This window comes from Streptomyces sp. NPDC025806, from assembly GCF_055558275.1.
Window position 1 is genome coordinate 440,600 of the sequence record NZ_JBVHMU010000004.1, and the last position, 19,797, is coordinate 460,396.

Genomic DNA, 19,797 nt, shown 5'->3' on the forward strand with positions numbered 1-19,797 from the left:
CATCTCGATTCCGCTGTGGGCGAACAGGCGTCGGACCACCCTTCTGTCCCCCCAGGGAAGGCCGTCCAGCCGATGCCAGCGAAGCCCGCCGAGCCAGGCAAGCCCGCGAAGAAGAAGACCGTCGCGAAGGCCCCCGCGAAGTCCGTCGCGAAGGCACCCGCGAAGGCACCCGCGAAGGCCGTCGCGAAGCCGGAGAGCCGGGTCGCGCTCGTGCGGCGGGCGCGCAGGATCGACCGCGAGCTCGCGGAGACGTACCCGTACGCGCACCCGGAGCTGGACTTCGAGAACCCGTTCCAGCTGGTCGTGGCCACCGTGCTGTCCGCCCAGACGACGGATCTGAGGGTCAACCAGACGACGCCCGCGCTGTTCGCCGCCTACCCGACACCCGAGGACCTCGCCGCGGCCGACCCGGAGAAGGTCGAGGAGCTGATCCGGCCGACCGGTTTCTTCCGCGCGAAGACGAAGTCGATCATGGGCCTGGCGAAGGTCCTCACCGAGGAGTTCGGCGGTGAGGTGCCGGGCCGCCTGGAGGACCTGGTCAAGCTGCCGGGCGTCGGCCGCAAGACGGCGTTCGTGGTGCTCGGCAACGCGTTCGGACGCCCCGGGATCACCGTCGACACCCACTTCGGCCGCCTCGTGCGGCGCTGGAAGTGGACGGAGGAGACGGACCCGGACAAGGTCGAGCAGGCCGTCGGCGCACTGTTCCCGAAGAGCCAGTGGACGATGCTCAGCCACCACGTGATCTTCCACGGCCGCCGCATCTGCCACGCCCGCAAGCCGGCCTGCGGGGCCTGCCCGATCGCGCATCTCTGCCCGGCCTACGGGGAAGGCGAGACGGACCCGGAGAAGGCGAAGAAGCTGCTGAAGTACGAGAAGGGGGGCCTGCCCGGACAGCGCCTCAAGCCCCCGCAGTCCTACCTGGACGCGGGCGGTCTGCCGGCCCCGCCGCTGGGAGGTTCCTGAGCCCCGTGGGAATCCCACGAACGGGTGAGCGGGGAACGAAGCGAGGGCGGTCGGGCGTTGGGCCCATCACGAGAGTCACGGGGGCGGCGATGAAGAACGTGAGCGAGATCAGCGGTATCGACGGAGAGCGCGCGAGGGGCGGTGCGGCGTCGGAGGGACCCGGCGCCGGGCCGGACGTCACGCTGAGCACGGCCGGGCTGCCCGCGTGGCTGGACCCGGTCGCCGAGGCCGCCGCGACGGTGCGCGGGGAGCAGCTCAGCCGCTTCCTGCCGCCCGCGGACGGCGCGGGGCGCCAGTCCGCGGTGCTGATCCTGTTCGGCGAGGGAGAGCGGGGCCCCGAGCTGCTGCTGATGGAGCGCGCGGGCTCGCTCAGGTCGCACGCGGGCCAGCCGTCCTTCCCCGGCGGCGCCCTCGACCCGGAGGACGGGGACCCGCGCGCCGAGGGGCCGCTGCGGGCCGCGCTGCGGGAGGCCTGGGAGGAGACGGGCCTGGACCCGAGCGGGGTCCAGCTCTTCGGCGTGCTCCCGAAGCTGTACATCCCGGTGAGCGGGTTCGTGGTGACGCCGGTGCTCGGCTGGTGGCGCACGCCCTCGCCGGTCGCGGCCGTCGACCCCGCCGAGACGGCCCGGGTCTTCACGGTCCCGGTGGCCGATCTCACGGACCCGGAGAACAGGGCGACGGCCAGGCACCCCAGCGGGCACCACGGCCCCGCATTTCTGGTCGAATCGGCTCTGGTCTGGGGTTTTACGGCCGGTGTCATCGACAGACTGCTGCATTTCGCGGGCTGGGAGCGCCCCTGGGACCGGGAGAAGTCGGTCCCGCTCGACTGGCGCTCGTGACAGGGTGGCCCACGTGAATGTGCTGGACATCCTGTTGCTCGCCGCCGCCGCGTGGTTCGCGATCGTCGGTTACCGCCAGGGGTTCGTCGTCGGCATCCTGTCGGTGATCGGATTCCTGGGCGGTGGCCTCGTCGCGGTCTACACGCTCCCTGTGATCTGGTCGGCGGCCACCGACGACGCGGAGGTCACGACGGCGGCCGCGGTCGTCGCCGTGATCGTGGTGATCGTCTTCGCGTCGATCGGCCAGGCCTTCACGACGCATCTGGGCAACAAGCTGCGCCGGTACATCACCTGGTCCCCGGCCCGCGCGCTCGACGCGACGGGCGGCGCGCTGGTCAACGTGGGCGCGATGCTCCTGGTGGCCTGGCTGATAGGTTCCGCGCTCGCGGGGACGACGCTGCCCACCCTCGGCAAGGAGGTCCGCAGCTCCAAGGTGCTGCTCGGGGTCTCCCAGGCGTTGCCCTCCCAGGCGGACACCTGGTTCGCCGATTTCTCCTCCACCCTTGCGCAGAACGGTTTCCCCCAGGTCTTCAGCCCGTTCGCGAACGAGCCGATCGCCGAGGTCAGTCCGCCGGACCCGGCGCTCGCCAAGAGCGCCGTCGCGACCTCGGCGAAGCGTTCCATCGTCAAGGTCGTGGGCCAGGCGCCCAGTTGCGGCAAGGTCCTGGAAGGCACCGGCTTCGTCTTCGCCGACCGCCGCGTGATGACGAACGCGCACGTGGTCGGCGGCGTCGACGAGCCCACCGTGCAGATAGGCGGCGAGGGCGTCCGCTACGACGCGAAGGTCGTCCTCTACGACTGGGAGCGCGACATCGCGGTCCTGGACGTGCCGGACCTGAAGGCGCCCCCGCTCCGGTTCACGGAGACCGACGCCGAGCGCGGCGGCGGCGCGATCGTCGCCGGCTTCCCGGAGAACGGCGCGTACGACGTGCGTCCCGCGCGCCTGCGCGGCCGCATCACGGCCGACGGCCCGGACATCTACCACCGGGGCACGGTGCGGCGCGACGTGTACTCGCTGTACGCGACGGTCCGTCAGGGCAACTCGGGCGGTCCGCTGCTGACGCCCCAGGGCCAGGTCTACGGCGTGGTCTTCGCCAAGTCCCTGGACAACGCGGACACGGGGTACGCCCTGACCGGCGACGAGATCCGCGGCGACATCGAGCAGGGCCGCACCGCGGTCCAGGAGGTCGACACGGACGCCTGCGCCCTGTGAGGTGAAGGTGGTGCTGCGGTGGCGGCCGAGGTCAGTCGCGGGCGCTGTGCCGCAGCCGGGCGGACATCCACCGGGCCCTGCGGCGCAGGATGCGCGAAATGCCCAGCCGGGGGTCGTGCGCCGCGTGATCCTGCGGCGCCCCCCTCTGGGGAGAGCCCAGCGTCATCGCTGGGCGGCGGGTGCGTGCTGCGTCACTGTAGTCGTGCGTCCAGCCCATACACCGACGTGTGCCCGGGCCTCATGGTCGGTAACCGCCCGCGCGGCGCCCAATTGGCTTATGCGCCGGGCATTTGGCTGTTCGTAGGACAGCAGTTCCCACCCGTCCGCCGACCGGCCGGATCACCGGTCGGGTCAGCGGTCGGGTCAGCGGTCGGGCTCGGGGTCCTTCAGCCAGTTGACCAGTTCGTTCGAGAAGGCCAAGGGGTCTTCTTCATGAGGGAAGTGGCCGAGGCCGTCGAAGAGGCGCCAGCGGTAGGGGGCCTCGACGTACTCGCCGGAGCCGGCCGCGCTGCGGGTGCGCATCACCGGGTCGAGCGAGCCGTGCAGGTGCAGGGTCGGGACGCGGACCGGGCGCTTCATGCGGCGGTAGAACTGGATGCCGTCGGGCCGGGCCAGGGAGCGGACCAGCCAGCGGTACGGCTCGACCGAGCAGTGCGCCGTCGACGGGATGCGCATGGCCTGCCGGTACGCCTCCACGGCCTGGTCCTCCGGCTGGTTCGGCCCCGACCAGTCGCGCATCAGGCGGCCCACCAACGCCCCGTCGTCCGCGACCAGCTGACGCTCCGGGATCCAGGGCCGCTGGAATCCCCACACGTAGGACCCGGCCGAGGTCTGCTTGGGGTCGGCGAGCATCGCCGAGCGCCAGCGGCGCGGATGCGGCATCGACGACACCACGAGCCGGCGCACGAGCTTGGGGCGCATCACGGCCGCGGTCCAGGCGAGATAGCCGCCGAGGTCGTGGCCGACGAGCGCCGCGTCCGGCTCGCCCAGGGAGCGCACGACGCCGGTGATGTCGAGCGCCAGGTTCGCCGGGTCGTAGCCGCGCGGCGTGCGGTCGCTGCCGCCGACGCCCCGCAGGTCCATCGCCACGGCACGGAAACCGGCGTCCGCGAGCGCCACGAGCTGGTGCCGCCACGTCCACCAGAACTGCGGGAACCCGTGCAGCAGCAGCACGAGGGGCCCGTCACCCAGCTCGGCGATGTGGAAGCGCGCGCCGTTCGCCGCGACGTCCCGGTGGAGCACGTCCGGGGCCCCGGGGACGTCGAGTCGTACGACCGAGGTGGGCGGCTGGGCCGATGGGGTGGCGGGGTCCGTCATGAGGTCGAGCGTGCCACAGCCTCGATGGCCTCGGGGACACGGTCGCCCGGCGTCACCTGACGGGGGTGCGGCTTGGCGTTCTGCAGTACGCCCGCCGTCTCCTTGACCGAGGCGGCGACCTTCTGCGGGCCCTTGCTCTGCTTGGCCTTCTTGAGGATCTTGACGCCGATCAGGGTGAGCAGCAGGAACAAAAGGAAACTGCCGGCGAAGGACAGCAGGAAGCACCAGGCCAGGTTCCAGCCGCCCTCCCCGTTGTGCCCGCCGGTCCAGGCGTTGATCCCGTAGGCCAGCGCGAAGCTCAGCATGGGCAGCGAGAAGATCAGCATGGTCAGGGCGACGATGATGAGCGCCGCGCTGGTGACCCCGCGCTTCACGTCCTGCTTCAGCTGCACCTTGGCGAGGGCGATCTCGTCGTGCACCAGTGCGGACATCTCGGTCGTCGCCGAGGCGAACAGCTGGCCGATGCTGCGTTCGGCGCCGACCGGGCTGCCGTCGGGTGCGCTCATCACGTACTCCCTGTTCTTCTGTAGCGGATTTCTCCGGGGCGAACTTCCGTAGGCCTCAGATCATGCCGGACGCCCGTCGTCATCGCCTGCCCCGCCCGCCACTTCGGCACGCCTCCGGTGTTCCGCGGCCTTCTTCTCGTGGATCTCGGCCATACGGAGGTGGTAGGCCGGGTTGTCCTCTTCGTAGATGTCGGGGACGCCGTCCGCGTCCTCGTCGCGCTCCTCCACCTCGCACAGGGCGCGGTACTTGGCGTTGCGGATCTTGAGCAGGACGCCCGCGAGCACGGCGGCGATCAGTGAGCCCGCCAGCACCGCGGCCTTGACCTCGTCGGTGAGTACGGGGTCGTCGGTGAAGGCGAGTTCGTCGATGAGCAGCGAGACGGTGAAGCCGATGCCGGCGAGCGTGGCGACCGCGAAGACGTCCGGCCAGGCCAGCTCGTCGGAGAGGGACGCCTTGGTGAAGCGGGCCGTCAGCCAGGTGCCGCCGAAGATGCCGACGGCCTTGCCGACGACGAGGCCGAGCACGACGCCGAGTGTCTCCGGCCGGGTGAAGACATCGCCGAGCGCGCCGCCCGACACGACGACCCCGGCGCTGAACAGGGCGAACAGCGGCACCGCGAGCCCGGCGGACAGGGGCCGCACCAGGTGCTCGATGTGCTCGCCGGGCGACTGCTCCTCGCCCTCGTGCCGGTGGCAGCGCAGCATCAGGCCCATGGCGACACCGGCGATGGTGGCGTGGATGCCGCTGTTGTACATGAGCGCCCAGATGACCAGCGCGAGCGGCACGTAGACGTACCAGCCGCGCACGCCCTTCTTGAGCAGGAACCAGAAGACGAGGAGGCCGAGGACGGCGCCGCCGAGCGCGGCGAAGTTCAGTTCGCTGGTGAAGAAGATCGCGATGATCAGGATCGCGAAGAGGTCGTCGACGACGGCGAGGGTGAGCAGGAAGGCGCGCAGGGCGCTGGGCAGCGAGGTGCCGATGACGGCGAGCACCGCGAGGGCGAACGCGATGTCGGTGGCCGTCGGCACGGCCCAGCCGTCGAGCGAGCCGCCGCCGACCGTGTTGACCAGTGCGTAGACGAGCGCGGGCACGGCCATGCCGCACAGCGCGGCGACGACCGGCAGCGCGGCGGCCTTGGGGTCGCGCAGGTCTCCGGCGACGAGTTCGCGCTTGAGCTCGATACCGGCGACGAAGAAGAACACGGCGAGGAGGCCGTCGGCCGCCCAGTGCGCCACCGACAGGTCGAGTCCGATGGCGCTGGGTCCGAGGTGGAAGTGGCTGACCGTCTCGTAGCTGTGGCTCAGGGCCGGGACGTTCGCCCAGACGAGCGCGGAGATCGCCGCGATCAGGAGCAGGACACCGCCGACGGTCTCGGTGCGCAGCGCGTCGGCGACGAAGGTGCGCTCGGGCAGGGAGAGCCGGCCCAGGACCTTGCGGGGGTTGTTCGACGGGTTGTCCGTCGGCTTCTTCGTCGGCGCGCTCACGGGTGGGGACCTCCGGTCAGGTACGGCTGTGGACACCGCCGACCAGACTTCCCGGCACACCCTGTGGACATCATGACGCGTTCTTGACGCGCCCTTCACCCTACCGGGTGTATGCGTGGCGTGCCTGGTGGTCGCCACGATACGCACGAAACGGGCACCCGGCGCGTTCGCCGGATGCCCGTTCCCGAGGTGTGCGCGGGGTCAGTCCTCGCTGGGCGCCGCCGGCAGCTTGGTCTGGATGAGGTCCATCACCGAGGAGTCGGTCAGCGTGGTGACGTCACCCAGCTCCCGGTTCTCCGCGACGTCCCGCAGCAGACGGCGCATGATCTTGCCGGAGCGCGTCTTGGGCAGCTCGGCGACCGGCAGGACCCGCTTGGGCTTGGCGATCGGGCCGAGCGTGGCGCCCACGTGGTTGCGCAGGTCGGCGACGAGCCCGTCGTCCTCCGCGTTCGCGGTGCCGCGCAGGATGACGAACGCGACGATCGCCTGACCGGTCGTCTCGTCGGCGGCGCCGACGACGGCGGCCTCGGCGACGGTCGGGTGCGACACGAGCGCCGACTCGACCTCGGTCGTCGAGATGTTGTGCCCGGAGACGAGCATGACGTCGTCGACCCGGCCGAGCAGCCAGATGTCGCCGTCCTCGTCCTTCTTCGCGCCGTCACCGGCGAAGTACTTGCCCTCGAAACGCGACCAGTACGTGTCGATGAACCGCTGGTCGTCGCCCCAGATGGTGCGCAGCATCGACGGCCACGGCTCGGTGAGGACCAGGTAGCCACCGCCGCCGTTCGGCACCTCGTTCGCCTCGTCGTCCACGACGGTCGCCGAGATGCCCGGCAGGGCGCGCTGGGCGGAGCCCGGCTTGGTCTCGGTGACGCCCGGCAGCGGCGAGATCATGATCGCGCCGGTCTCGGTCTGCCACCAGGTGTCCACGACGGGGCACTTGTCGGCGCCGATGTTCTTCCGGTACCAGACCCAGGCCTCGGGGTTGATCGGCTCGCCGACCGAACCGAGGACCCGCAGCGAGGACAGGTCGAACTTCGCGGGGATGTCGTCGCCCCACTTCATGAACGTACGGATCGCGGTGGGCGCCGTGTAGAGGATCGTGACGCCGTACTTCTGCACGATCTCCCAGAAGCGGCCCTGGTGCGGGGTGTCCGGGGTGCCCTCGTAGATGACCTGCGTCGCACCGTTCGAGAGCGGGCCGTACGTGATGTAGGAGTGGCCGGTGACCCAGCCGATGTCGGCGGTGCACCAGTAGACGTCGGTCTCCGGCTTGAGGTCGAAGACCGCGTGGTGCGTGTAGCTTGCCTGCGTCAGGTAGCCGCCCGAGGTGTGCAGGATGCCCTTCGGCTTACCCGTCGTGCCGGACGTGTACAGGATGAACAGCGGCTGCTCGGCGTCGAACGCCTCGGGGGTGTGCTCGGCGGACTGGCGGCCGACCGTCTCGTGCCACCACAGGTCGCGGCCCTCGGTCCAGGCGACGTCCTGTCCGGTGCGCCGGACGACCAGCACGTTGGTGACACCGGCCGCACGGGTCAGTGCCTCGTCGACGGCCGGCTTGAGCGCGGACGGCTTGCCGCGGCGGTATCCGCCGTCGGCCGTGATGACGACCTTGGCGTCGGCGTCCTCGATGCGCTTGGCGATGGCGTCGGCGGAGAAGCCGCCGAAGACGACGGAGTGCGCGGCGCCGATGCGCGCGCAGGCCAGCATCGAGATGACCGCCTCGGGGATCATCGGCAGGTAGACGGCGACGCGATCGCCGGCCTCGACGCCCAGTTCGGTCAGCGCGTTCGCCGCGCGGCTCACCTCGTCCTTGAGCTCGGCGTAGGTGATGGCCCGGCTGTCGCCCGGCTCGCCCTCGAAGTGGATGGCGACGCGGTCGCCGTTCCCGGCCTCGACGTGCCGGTCGACGCAGTTGTACGCGACGTTGAGCTTGCCGTCGGCGAACCACTTCGCGAACGGCGGGTTCGACCAGTCGAGGGTCTCGGTCGGTTCGGTGGCCCAGCTGAGGCGGCGGGCCTGCTCGGCCCAGAAGCCGAGCCGGTCAGCCTTGGCCTGCTCGTACGCCTCGGCCGTGACGTTGGCTCGTGCGGCCAGGTCAGCCGGCGGCGCGAAGCGTCGCTCTTCTTTAAGAAGATTGGCCAGGCTTTCGTTGCTCACGACATCTCCCTTACGGTGCTCAGCCGGGGCGGCCGTTGTGTCCCAGGCCACAGCTCATCAGACGGCGCCCCCTGCTGACAAGGGCATCCCTGAAATTGGTTTAGACCTGTTGTGGATCTTGTGCGGGCCCCGTTCCGGTGCCCGCTCCGCACCCGTCTCCACGTCCGGAACGCCCGGCGGGTTCAGTCGGTCACGCTTTCCCCGGCATGCCGAGGGCGTGGCCGCTGTTTCCGGCCACGCCCTCCCTGCCCGTACGACCTCCTACGCGAGGCTGCGCTGCGGCAGCGGACGCCCCTCCCCGACGGTGTCCCGCACTGTGTCCTCGGTCCCGTCCACATGGCCGAAGACCGGGTCGTCCGGGGCGGCGCCGCCCGGCTCGCCCTCGGTGAGCAGATAGGCCTGCGCCTCACCGACGTGGAAGTACATCCCGTGCAGGTCGAGCGCTCCCCGCTCCAGCGCGCGGGCCACCGAGGGATGCGCCCGCAGATGCTCCAACTGCTGCACGACGTTGGTCAGGCACAACTGCTCGGCCGCGTCCGCCGGCGCCCGCCCCGAGAGCCGCGCCCCGGGCCGCCCCGCGTCTGCTGCCCGCGCCAGGCTGGGCAGCCCGTGCCGCAGCCAGCGCCCGAGCGGCGTCCGCGCCTCCCCGTCGGGCGGGCTGCTGAGCAGGGCCTGCATGGCCCCGCATCCGGAGTGCCCGCACACGGTGATCGACTGCACCTTCAGCACGTCGACGGCGTACTCGATGGCGGCGGCCACCGAGTCGTCCCCGCTCTCCTCGCCGGGCAGCGGCACCAGATTGCCCACGTTCCGTACGACGAACAGGTCGCCCGGGCCGCTCGACGTGATCATCGAGGTGACGACCCGGGAGTCGGCGCAGGTGAGGAACAGCTGGGTGGGCTGCTGCCCCTCGCGGGCCAGCCGGGCCAGCTCTCCGCGCACCAGCGGCGCCGTGTTCCGCTGGAACGCGCTGATGCCGCTGGCCAGTTGATGCCCACCGCGCCGCGGCCGTTCTGCCTCGGGGGCGGCTCCCGCGGCGGTGCCGGTGGCGGCGTCCTGGGGCCGGTGGCCGTCGCAGTGGTGGTTGCGCCACGGCGTCCACGGGCGGCAGCACGAGTGCGCCGCGCTCGCGGGCTCGGCGATCCGCGCCCCGGCCCGGCCGGCGACCTCTACGGCGCCGCCCTCGGCGACGTGCGACTTCTGCCAGTCCTGCAGGGCCTCGAACGCGGCGTGGTCCATGAACGACCCGTCCAGCTCGACGACGCAGCTCGCCCCGTGCGGCACCTGGTGCAGGGCGCGGCTCAGCCGGGGCACGGCGAGGAAGGTCAACTGCCCCCGTACCCGCACATGGTGGACCCCGTGCGTGTCCTCCTCGTGCGTGATGCGGGTGCGGGCGAGCCGGTGCAGGGCGACACCGACGGCGACCGCGACGCCGAGACCGACGCCTTCGAGCACACCGAGGGCGACGACGCCGACGGTGGTGACGACGTAGACGAGCACCTCGCGGTGGCGGGTGACCGTGCGGATGTGGTGCAGGGACACCATCCGGATCCCGACGGCCATCACCAGGGCGGCGAGCGAGGCGAGCGGGATCAGCTCCAGGGCGGGGACCAGGAGCAGCGTGGCCGCTATCACCCAAACGCCGTGCAGCATCGTGGAGTTCCGGCTCACCGCTCCCGCGTTCACGTTCGCCGTGGAGCGGACGGCCACGCCGGCGACGGGCAGGCCGCCGAGGCTTCCGGACACGATGTTCGCCGCGCCCTGGCCGAGCAGTTCGCGGTCCAGGTGCGAGCGGCGGACCGCGGGCGGCAGATCGGTCCTGGCCGTGGCGAGCTTGTCGACGGCGACGGCGCCGAGCAGCGACTGCACGCTGCACACCAGGGTCGTCGTCAGGACGGCGGCGAGGATGCCGAGCACCGGCCCGTCCGGCAGCCCGGCCAGCGCGTGGCTGCTCCAGGACGGCAGGTCGACCTCGGGCAGCGTGAGGCCGAACAGGGCGGTGGCGGTGGCCGCGGCGGTCACCGCGACGAGTGCGGCGGGCACCTTGCGGGCGACGCGGCCGATTCTGCCGGGCAGCCGGGGCCACAGGACGAGCAGCCCGAGGGTGAGCACGCTCATGGCGACGGCGGCGGGCTGTGCGACGGCCAACTGGTGCGGCAGCGCCGCCACGTTGGCCAGGACCGAGCTGTCCGGGGTGCCGCCGAGGACGATGTGCAGCTGGGCGACGGCGATGGTCACGCCGATGCCGGCGAGCATGCCGTGCACGACGGCGGGGCTGACGGCGAGCGCCGTGCGGGCCACCCGCAGGCAGCCGAGCCCGAGCTGGGCGACGCCGGCGAGGACGGTGACGGCGCAGGTGGTGCGCCATCCGTAGCGCTGGATGAGCTCGGCGGTGACCACGGTCAGACCGGCGGCGGGGCCGCTGACCTGGAGCGGGGAGCCGCCGACGAGGCCGCCGACCAGTCCGCCGACGGCGGCGGCGACGAGCCCGGACTCCAGGGGTGCGCCGGTGGCCAGGGCGATGCCGAGGGACAGCGGCAGGGCGATCAGGAAGACGGAGACGGACGCGGACAGGTCGGCGCCCGCGACGCGGAATCGGCGGGGTGGTGCGGGCGGTGGGCTGTGGGCGGTCCGGAGAGCGGCTGTGGGCTCGTCCGTCCGGTCGGGGTCACTGGCTCGGGTGGGTACGCAGGCTGACATGTTCCCGTCTCCTCCGGGGTGCAGCGCGGTCGCGGAATTGTGGGGGACCCCCATGGGTGTGAGGGGTCGGAAATCGCGGCCGTGGTTCACGGCGTGCAGCGGCGGGATGAAGCAATGCGATGCGGCAGGGGTGTGGCAGGCGATGAAGCAGTGCGGTGCGCACTGAATTGCGTGAATGCAACGAGAGGAATCAACGCTCGGTAAACGGATCGTAATGCAGAGTAAAGGCCAGGGAAGGATTAATCGGGCAAATGGTCCATTGCTTCACCCCGGAGAGTGAATAAGATTTCTGGTCGGCTTGTCGGACAAATTCGACGCGAGCCCCGTGCGACCTTGGCGGCGCACCCGGGCATTTCGGGCATTTCGCACGGTCTTTCTCGTGCCAGTTCTCGCAAGCCGACTCCCAGGAAGAAGGTGGGCGGAAGATGGCCGCCACCCAGCGGATCGCCACCAGGAGGATCGTCGCGGGCGTCACCGCCGCCGCGGCGTGCGCCGCCGTCCTCTCCGGTTGCGCGACCGGCGACACCACGTCCACGCCGCCGCACAAGGGCGCCCCCGGCCCCAAGAAGGCCGCCCCGGCCGCGCCCGCCCCGGGCAGTGTGATGCGCCCGATCGGCGACGGCTCGACCGCGTACACCGGGCAGCAGCCGCATCTGCCCCGCCCCGAGCGGCTGAGACCGGGTCAGAAGCCCCCGCAGTTCGTCGTCTTCTCCTGGGACGGAGCGGGCGAGGACAGCCAGAAGCTGTTCTCCCACTTCCGCAAGGTCGCCCGGGCCAACAACGCGACCATGACGTACTTCCTCAGCGGCGTGTACATGCTTCCGGAGAGCAAGGCCGGCCAGTACCACGCGCCGCAGCACTCGGCGGGCCGCTCGGACATCGGCTTCAACGACGTCCAGGGCATCCGCGACACCGCCGAGCAGGTACGCGGCGCCTGGCTCGAGGGCAACGAGATCGGAACCCACTTCAACGGCCACTTCTGCGGCAAGGGCGGCGGCGTCGGCGAGTGGTCGGTCGCCGAGTGGAAGAGCGAGATCCGGCAGGCCAAGACCTTCGTGAAGTCGTGGAAGACGAACGCCGGCCTGAAGAACATGCCGCCGCTGCCCTTCGACTACGACAAGGAGCTCATCGGCGCCCGCACCCCCTGCCTGGAGGGGCAGAAGAACTTCACGCGGGCGGCGAAGGACCTCGGCTTCCGCTACGACACCAGCGGCGTCAACGACCAGCTGTGGCCCAAGAAGAAGAACGGCCTGTGGGACCTGTCCATGCAGCTCGTCCCCTTCATCGGGCACAAGTACGAGCAGCTGACCATGGACTACAACTTCATGGTCAACCAGTCGGGCACCAGCACCCAGGGCGACCCCGACCAGCGTGAGTTCTGGGGCGACCAGATGCGCGACAGCCTGATCGCCGGCTTCGACCGCGCCTACGAGGGCAACCGCGCGCCCCTGGTCATCGGCAACCACTTCGAGTCCTGGAACGGCGGCGTCTACATGCGCGCCGTCGAGGAGACCGTCGAGACCGTCTGCACCAAGCCCGACGTGCGCTGCGTCAGCTTCCGGCAGCTCGCCGACTGGCTCGACGCCCAGGACCCGCAGACCCTGAAGAAGCTCACGACCCTCGGCGTCGGCCAGGCGCCGAAGCAGGGCTGGGCGTCGTTCCTGACCGGCAGGCCCGCGCCCGCACCCAAGGGAGTGCCCGGGGCGCCGGCCGCCAGATCCTGACCGACCCGAACCGTCAGGCCGTGACGCCCACGCTCGGCCGGCTCTCCCGCAGCACGAAGCCGGGGTCGACCTGCGCCGCCAGGTCGGCCCCCGTCTTCTCGTTGCCCCAGCTCTGCGCGTTCTTCAGATGGAAGTGGACCATCTGCTGGGTGTACCGCTCCCAGTCCCGCGCCTCGTACGTGGCGTCGGCGGCGGCCCGCAGAGTGGCGAGCGCCGTCGCGTTCGTCTCCTCCAGGAGCTCGAAGCGGGGCGGGCGGCCCTTCTCCATCGCGCGCACCCAGTCCGAGTGCCCGACGGTGACCAGCAGGTCGTCCCCGACCTCCGCGCGCAGGAAGTCGAGGTCGTCCTCGCCCTGCACCTTGTTCCCCACGACCTTCAGGGCGATGCCGAAGTCCCGTGCGTACTGCTTGTACTGGCGGTAGACCGAGACCCCCTTCCGCGTCGGCTCGGCGACGAGGAACGTCATGTCGAAGCGGGTGAACAGACCCGAGGCGAAGGAGTCGGAGCCCGCGGTCATGTCGACCACCACGTACTCGCCCTGGCCGTCGACGAGGTGGTTCAGGCACAGCTCCACCGCTCCGGTTTTGGAGTGGTAGCACGCGACACCGAGGTCGGCTTCGGTGAACGGGCCGGTGACCATCAAACGGACGGACCCGCCGTCGAGTTCCACCCGCCGGGCGCAGGCGTCGTACACCGGATTGTTCTCGCCCACCCGCAGCAGCCGTGAACCCTCGCCCGGCGGCGTCGTCTTGATCATGGTGTCGGCGGACGCGATCCGGGCGTTCGAACCGCGCAGGTAGTCCTTGATGAGGGGCAGCCGCGCGCCCATCGCCGGCAGTTCGGCGGCGACGTCCTCGTCGAGGCCGAGCGCGGCGCCCAGGTGCTGGTTGATGTCGGCGTCGACGGCGACGACCGGCGATCCGGTGGTGGCGAGGTGACGGATGAAGAGCGAGGACAGCGTCGTCTTGCCGCTGCCGCCCTTCCCCACGAAAGCGATCTTCATGTTCACCAAGCGTAGTGTGGGTGTCGCACTCCGTGTCGACCCGGCGTGAAGAAGACCACTCCTTCGTGGGGCGGCGCCCCCTGGCCCGTAGGGTCGTACGCATGAGTACGACAGCCGACCCCCTCGCCGCACTGGCCGACCTGCCGGGCGTGGCCGACTCCGTGGCCTCCGTGCGCAAGGCCGTGGACCGGGTCTACGGACACCGGGTCATGCGCCGCCGCAGCAACGAGGTCACCTCCGAGGCCGCGCTGCGCGGCGCGCGGGGCAGCGCGGCGCTCTCGGGCGCCGACTGGGCGCTCGAGGAGGTGCGCCGGCGCACCGACTTCAGCGGGGGCGACGGCGACAAGGAGGCACCCGTCGTCGGCGCGGCCCTGCGGCTGACCGCGGAGGCGGGCCAACTCCTGTCCATCTGGCGGCAGTCGCCGCTGCGCGTCCTCGCGCGGCTGCACCTGGTCGCGGCGGCCGACCAGGGCGACGCGGTGGGCCGGCCCCGGCAGGCGGGCGAGCCGGTCGACGAGCCGCTCGTGGAGCTGCCGCTGCCGGACGCCGACGAGGTGGCGGGCCGGCTCGACGGACTCGCCCGGCTGATCATCGCGGGCAGCGAGGCGCCCGCCCTGGTGACGGCGGCCGTGGTGCACGGCGAGCTCCAGGCGCTGCGCCCCTTCACCTCGTACAACGGGCTGGTGGCGCGCGCCGCCGAGCGCATCGTCCTGGTGGGCAGCGGTCTCGACCCGAAGTCGATCTGTCCCGCGGAGGTGGGCCACGCGGAGCTCGGGCGGGCGCAGTACGCGGCGGCGCTCGACGGCTACGTCTCCGGCACTCCGGAGGGCATGGCGGCGTGGATCGCCCACTGCGGCAAGGCTGTTGAGTTCGGGGTCAGGGAGTCGACGGCGGTCTGCGAAGCGCTCCAGCGCGGCGCCGCCTGACGGGAATTCCCGGCGGGAAAGGCCCCGGAAAAGGGTTGCGGCGGTACGAGTCCTCGTACCGCCGCTGGCATGTCCGCCGGGTTACCAAGCGTCCTCGATATCTTGCCCATCAGGTCGGGAACTTCTGCCCGTCACCTGGTGCGGCTGGCCCGTAATCGACGGGTCGACGTCGCGTGGGTGCCCTGCGTTCATGCTTCGGTCCGTGGGGCCTTGGTTGCGTTTGAAGGTGATCCTCTCGGATGTCCTTGGTCTCGCGGGCCGTTGACTCCTTTGTACTCCACCCCTGAAGAGAGCGGTAGTCCTGGCCGCACTTCTTTACTTTTAGGTTCAAATAGGACGCATTCGGGCGCGGCGCTGACTGGCGTACCAGACCAGGCCCGCGGTGGCCGCCGCCGCGCCGATCGCGACCGCCGCGGCCAGTGCCGGGCGGGACGGCGCGGACAGGTGCGGCAGACGCTGCTTGAGCCGAACCGGCTTGTGGAAGTCGAGGATCGGCCACTCGCGCGCGATCGCCTCGCGGCGCAGCGCGCGGTCCGGGTTCACCGCGTAGGGGTGCCCGACGGTGCTCAGCATGGGCACGTCCGTCGCCGAGTCGCTGTACGCGTAGCAGCGCGACAGGTCGTACCCCTCGGAGCGGGCGAGCTCCTCGACGGCCTCCGCCTTCGTGGGGCCGTAGGCGTAGTACTCGACCTCGCCCGTGAAACAGCCGTCGTCGCCGACGACCATGCGCGTGGCCACCACCCGGTCCGCGCCGAGCAGCTCGCCGATCGGCTCGACGACCTCGGCCCCCGATGTCGAGACGATGACGACGTCGCGGCCCGCGGTGTGGTGCTCCTCGATGAGGGACGCGGCCTCGTCGTAGATGATCGGGTCGATCAGATCGTGCAGCGTCTCGGCGACGAGCTCCTTCACCTGCTGCACGTTCCACCCGCGGCACAGCGCCGAGAGGTACTCGCGCATCCGCTCCATCTGGTCGTGGTCGGCGCCGCCGGCGAGAAACACGAACTGCGTGTACGCGGTCCGCAGCACGGCCCTCCGGTTGATCAGCCCGCCTTGATAGAACGACTTGCTGAATGTGAGCGTGCTCGACTTCGCAATGACCGTTTTGTCCAGGTCGAAGAACGCCGCCGCGCGAGGCATGGAGTGGGTCAAGGAGGGGTTTTCCACGAGCTCGAGCATAGGCGCCCACCATTCGGCGTAAGCTCGGGCGCGTGGGTTTGCCTGAGAAGGCTCTCGGGTACACCATGGAAGTCACGGATCGTTCGCGACCGTGCTAACCCGGTCTGGCTCCTCCCCCCCCGAGTCGGACCGTGGGGACGACCCCCGCTCTCCCCCCCGGCGGGGGTCGTCGCATGTCCGGACCCGTTTTTGGGCCCTCTTCCTTCTCCGTTCAACCGTGCCGCCCGGCTTCGACGCCGCGAGCGGCACTTCGTCATTCCGTCACGCTGTGTGACCTCTGGGCTGCTGTGCGGGAGGTTCGGGCCAGATCTCGCGGCGTTCACCTGTTGGAGTGAGCGAGATATCCACAAGCGTTCTGCCGTCCACAGGAATTGTCCAAGATCCACATGATTTCCGAGATCGCCGCACGGTGATTCCGCACGCGAAGTTCCGGTGCGGTCCGAGGGCCGGTCCGGCATTGCCGAGCTGTGCGGAGCGACCGGTGTTCGGCGCTGCGCCCGCCGGCCTTCGCGGCGGTGCGGATCGCTCGCGGACGCGGGCGGCGCGGTGAGAGGGGGATCGGATCATGACGGGAACGAGTGCGCAGGACCCGGTGCGGGACACCGGGACACGGGGGCGGGCGCCGCTCATCGTGACGGAGGACGTACGGCTCCTGGACGACCTGCTGCGGCTGTGCGCGGCCGCCGGGGTGCGGCCCGAGGTCGGACACGGAGCGCCGGGCGGGCGCGGGGGATGGGAGGGCGCGCCGCTCGTCCTGGTCGGGGACGACGCGGCCGACCGGCTGCGCGGCGCGCCCCGCCGGCACGGAGTGGTGCTCGTGGGCCGGGACCAGGACGACCCCGGGGTGTGGCGGCGCGCCGTCGAGATCGGCGCCGACCACGTCCTGATGCTGCCGGACGGCGAGCAGTGGCTGATGGACCGGATCGCGGACGTCGCGGAGGGCGTCGGCCGGCCCGCCCTCACGGTCGGCGTCCTCGGCGGCCGGGGTGGCGCCGGTGCCTCCACGCTGGCCTGCGCGCTCGCCGTGGCGTCCGCGCGGGCCGGGCGGCGCACGCTGCTCGTCGACGCGGACCCGCTGGGCGGCGGGCTCGACGTGCTGCTCGGCGGCGAGGCCGCGGACGGACTGCGCTGGCCGGCCTTCGCCCAGTCCCGAGGCCGCGTCGGTGCCACCGCTCTGGAGGAGTCCCTGCCCGCGCTGCACGGCCTGCGGCTGCTCAGCTGGGACCGGGGCGATCTGGCGGCGGTGCCCCCGGAGGCCGTGCGCGCGGTGCTCGCCGCGGCGCGCCGCAGGGGAGGCACCGTCGTCGTGGACCTGCCGCGACGCATCGACGCGGGCTCCGTGGAGGCGTTGGCCCAGCTCGACGTGGGCCTGCTCGTGGTCCCGCCCGAGCTGCGCGCGGTCGCCGCCGCCCGGCGGACGGCGGGCGCCGTCGGCATGGTGCTGCGCGACCTGAGGCTCGTCACCGCGCCCGCCCGGGGCACGGCCGCGCTCGGCGCCGACGAGACGGCCCGGCTGCTCGGCCTGCCGCTCGCGGGTGAACTGCCCCTGGACAACGGGGTCCTCGCGGGAAAGCCGCCGGGAGTGGGCGGCCCGCTCGGGCGGTTCACGGCGCAGTTCTGGGACCGCGCGGCCGTCGGTTCGGACGCCGGGGGCGTCGGATGACCGCCGTGGTCGGGGCCCGCATGCTCGACGGGGTCCGCCAGTGGCTCGCGGAGAACGGGGCGGAGGCCACCCCCGCGCGCGTGGCCGAGGCGCTCCGGGCGCAGGGCCGGATCCTGGGCGACGCCGAAGTGCTCGGCGCGGCCGGCCGGCTCCGCTCCGAGCTGGTGGGCGCGGGCCCGCTGGAGCCGCTCCTCGGCGACCCCGCGGTGACCGACGTCCTGGTGTCGGCGCCCGACCGGGTCTGGGTCGACCGGGGCGGCGGCCTGGAGCCCGCGGGCGTGCGCTTCGAGAGCGCGGCGGAGGTGCGCCGACTGGCCCAGCGGCTCGCCGCGGTCGTCGGCCGCCGCCTCGACGACGCCCGCCCCTGGGTGGACGCGCGCCTGCCCGACGGGACCCGCCTGCACGCCGTGCTGCCGCCGATCGCCGTCGGCTGCACCTGCCTGTCGCTGCGCGTCGTACGGCCGCGGGCCTTCACCGTGGACGAGCTGGTGACGGCGGGCACCGTGCCGCCGGGCGGAGACCGCGTGGTGCGGGCCCTGCTCGACGCCCGCCTCTCGTTCCTGATCAGCGGCGGCACCGGCAGCGGCAAGACGACGCTGCTCAGCGCGCTCCTGGGCCTCGTCGGGCCGCAGGAGAGGATCGTCCTCGCGGAGGACTCGGCCGAGCTGCGGCCCGACCATCCGCACGTGGTGCGCCTGGAGGCCCGGCCGGCCAACCAGGAGGGCGCGGGCGCCGTCGGCCTCGACGACCTGGTCCGCCAGGCCCTGCGGATGCGCCCCGACCGCCTCGTGGTCGGCGAGGTGCGCGGCCCCGAGGTCGTCTCCCTCCTGGCCGCTCTCAACACAGGACACGAAGGAGGCTCGGGCACGCTCCACGCCAACGCGGCGAGCGACGTCCCCGTCCGCCTCGAAGCGCTCGGCACGGCGGCGGGCCTCGACCGCGCTGCGCTGCACAGCCAACTCGCGGCGGCCGTCTCGGTGATCCTCCACCTCGTACGGGACCGCGGCGGGCGGCGACGGGTCGCGCAGGTCCACGTACTGGAGCGGGATCCGCAGGGCTGGGTGCGGACCGTCTCCGCGCTGGAGTGGGGCGAGCGCGGTTTTGTGCCGGGGCCCGGCTGGGCGCGGCTGCGCGAACTGCTGGGGATGCGCGGTGATCCGACGTGAGCGGGGTCGTGGCGGTGGCGCTGCTCGGCGTGCTGAGCGTGGTCTGGGCCGTGCGGGTGCGGGGAGGCGAACTGCGCAGAGTGCGAGCGGTGTTGGGGCAGGCCTTCGAGGCGCGTGGCGCCGCGTCGGTGGCTCTGTGGCCGGGGCCGGGGCGGTTCTGGGCCTGGCTGCGGGCGCGTCCCGAGTGGGCGTGCGCGGCGACCGGGCTGGTTGTCGGGGTGCTCGGGGCGTCGCCGCTGCCCCTGGTGCTCGGGGCCGCCGCGGTGCCCGGGGTGGCGCGGGCACGCAGGGCGCGGGACGCGCTGCGGGCGGCGGATCGGCGGGGCGACGCGGTGATCCGGCTGTGCGAGCTGCTGGCCGGCGAGGTGCGCGCGGGGCGGCAGCCCGGTCCGGCTCTCACGGTCGCGGTACGGGAGTCGGGGGCACCGGGCGGGGCCGCGGTGGTGGCCGCGGCGCGGTTCGGCGGTGATGTCCCCGGGGCGCTCGGGGCGGCGGCCGGGGAGCCGGGAGCCGAGGGGCTGCACGGGCTCGCCGCGTGCTGGCGGGTGGCGGTGGACCGGGGCGCGGGCCTCGCCGTCGGGGTCGACCGGCTCGCGGACGCGCTGCGGGTCGAGCGGGATCAACGGGCCGATCTGAGAGCGCAGTTGGCGGGTCCGTGGTCGACGGCGGTGATGCTCGCCGGGCTGCCCGTGTTCGGCCTGGTGCTCGGCTCGCTGCTGGGGGCCCGCCCGCTGCGGGTGCTGCTGCACACGGGGCCGGGGCTCGGGTGCCTGGTCGTGGGCGGGCTGTTGGAGGCGGCGGGGCTGTGGTGGTCGGTGCGGATCGTGCGCGGGGCGGAGCGGGGGTGACGGGATGGTCGGGGTGATCGACGTGTTCGGGGTGTCTGGGGTGTCTGGGGTGTCCATGGTGTTCGGCGGAGCTGAGTCGATGGCTGGAGTTGTCCACAGGCTGGG

Annotated in this window: 16 protein-coding genes; 8 read left to right on the plus strand and 8 right to left on the minus strand. The window is 72.1% G+C overall.

From position 1 onward, the window contains the following. Positions 1-72: 72 nt before the first annotated feature. The 3 genes from nth to ACZ4E1_RS12070 all read left to right on the plus strand — a co-directional run bounded on the left by nth (position 73) and on the right by ACZ4E1_RS12070 (position 3,015). Positions 73-963 (plus strand): endonuclease III, encoded by an 891-nt coding sequence (gene nth, locus ACZ4E1_RS12060; protein WP_467538291.1) that lies wholly within the window; start codon positions 73-75, stop codon positions 961-963. 89 nt (positions 964-1,052) lie between these two features. Then, on the plus strand, positions 1,053-1,802 hold the full coding sequence (locus ACZ4E1_RS12065) for an NUDIX hydrolase (RefSeq protein WP_467538292.1): 750 nt from the start codon (positions 1,053-1,055) through the stop codon (positions 1,800-1,802). A 13-nt stretch (positions 1,803-1,815) separates the two neighbouring features. Next, the gene (locus ACZ4E1_RS12070) at positions 1,816-3,015 is read left to right on the plus strand and encodes a MarP family serine protease (protein WP_467538293.1); all 1,200 of its coding nucleotides are present in this window, start codon (positions 1,816-1,818) and stop codon (positions 3,013-3,015) included. A gap of 31 nt (positions 3,016-3,046) precedes the next feature. Here ACZ4E1_RS12070 and ACZ4E1_RS12075 read toward each other — a convergent pair whose 3' ends face one another. From ACZ4E1_RS12075 to ACZ4E1_RS12100, 6 genes are all read right to left on the minus strand, one after another. After that, on the minus strand, positions 3,047-3,232 hold the full coding sequence (locus tag ACZ4E1_RS12075) for a hypothetical protein (protein ID WP_223206079.1): 186 nt from the start codon (positions 3,230-3,232) through the stop codon (positions 3,047-3,049). A gap of 146 nt (positions 3,233-3,378) precedes the next feature. Next, entirely contained in the window at positions 3,379-4,332 is a 954-nt protein-coding gene (locus ACZ4E1_RS12080) for an alpha/beta fold hydrolase (RefSeq protein WP_399124690.1), read from the minus strand. Further along, positions 4,329-4,838, minus strand: a complete 510-nt coding sequence (locus ACZ4E1_RS12085) for a phage holin family protein (RefSeq protein ID WP_467538297.1) — start codon at positions 4,836-4,838, stop codon at positions 4,329-4,331. The genes ACZ4E1_RS12080 and ACZ4E1_RS12085 overlap by 4 nt, the downstream gene beginning before the upstream one ends. 60 nt (positions 4,839-4,898) lie before the next feature. After that, positions 4,899-6,323 carry a Na+/H+ antiporter NhaA gene (gene nhaA / locus ACZ4E1_RS12090; protein WP_467538299.1) on the minus strand — a complete coding sequence of 475 codons (1,425 nt, stop codon included), beginning with the start codon at positions 6,321-6,323 and terminating at the stop codon, positions 4,899-4,901. Between the two features lie 201 nt (positions 6,324-6,524). Further along, on the minus strand, positions 6,525-8,534 hold the full coding sequence (gene acs / locus ACZ4E1_RS12095; protein ID WP_467538301.1) for an acetate--CoA ligase: 2,010 nt from the start codon (positions 8,532-8,534) through the stop codon (positions 6,525-6,527). Between the two features lie 210 nt (positions 8,535-8,744). Next, positions 8,745-11,183, minus strand: coding sequence for a bifunctional SulP family inorganic anion transporter/carbonic anhydrase (locus ACZ4E1_RS12100; protein ID WP_467538303.1), 2,439 nt, complete (start codon positions 11,181-11,183; stop codon positions 8,745-8,747). A 425-nt stretch (positions 11,184-11,608) separates the two neighbouring features. Between ACZ4E1_RS12100 and ACZ4E1_RS12105 the strand changes: the two genes are divergently transcribed. Continuing rightward, entirely contained in the window at positions 11,609-12,907 is a 1,299-nt protein-coding gene (locus ACZ4E1_RS12105) for a polysaccharide deacetylase family protein (protein ID WP_467538305.1), read from the plus strand. Positions 12,908-12,920: 13 nt separating this feature from the next. On the opposite strand, the gene ACZ4E1_RS12110 is transcribed toward ACZ4E1_RS12105, so the two are convergent. Then, positions 12,921-13,910, minus strand: a complete 990-nt coding sequence (locus ACZ4E1_RS12110) for an ATP-binding protein (RefSeq protein ID WP_467538308.1) — start codon at positions 13,908-13,910, stop codon at positions 12,921-12,923. Between the two features lie 101 nt (positions 13,911-14,011). Between ACZ4E1_RS12110 and ACZ4E1_RS12115 the strand changes: the two genes are divergently transcribed. Next, a complete protein-coding gene (locus ACZ4E1_RS12115; protein WP_467538310.1) occupies positions 14,012-14,836 on the plus strand; it encodes a Fic family protein in 825 nt (274 codons plus the stop codon). A 327-nt stretch (positions 14,837-15,163) separates the two neighbouring features. Here ACZ4E1_RS12115 and ACZ4E1_RS12120 read toward each other — a convergent pair whose 3' ends face one another. After that, positions 15,164-16,015 (minus strand): HAD family hydrolase, encoded by an 852-nt coding sequence (locus ACZ4E1_RS12120; protein WP_467538312.1) that lies wholly within the window; start codon positions 16,013-16,015, stop codon positions 15,164-15,166. Between the two features lie 565 nt (positions 16,016-16,580). Between ACZ4E1_RS12120 and ssd the strand changes: the two genes are divergently transcribed. From ssd to ACZ4E1_RS12135, 3 genes are read left to right on the plus strand one after another with little or no spacing between them, the layout of a single operon-like run. Next, entirely contained in the window at positions 16,581-17,678 is a 1,098-nt protein-coding gene (ssd, locus tag ACZ4E1_RS12125) for a septum site-determining protein Ssd (protein WP_467538314.1), read from the plus strand. Next, positions 17,675-18,844, plus strand: a complete 1,170-nt coding sequence (locus ACZ4E1_RS12130) for a TadA family conjugal transfer-associated ATPase (protein WP_467538317.1) — start codon at positions 17,675-17,677, stop codon at positions 18,842-18,844. The genes ssd and ACZ4E1_RS12130 overlap by 4 nt, the downstream gene beginning before the upstream one ends. Further along, complete coding sequence (locus tag ACZ4E1_RS12135; protein ID WP_467538320.1) at positions 18,841-19,692, plus strand: type II secretion system F family protein; 852 nt, start codon at positions 18,841-18,843, stop codon at positions 19,690-19,692. Before ACZ4E1_RS12130 ends, ACZ4E1_RS12135 begins: the two co-directional genes overlap by 4 nt. Positions 19,693-19,797: the final 105 nt, after the last annotated feature.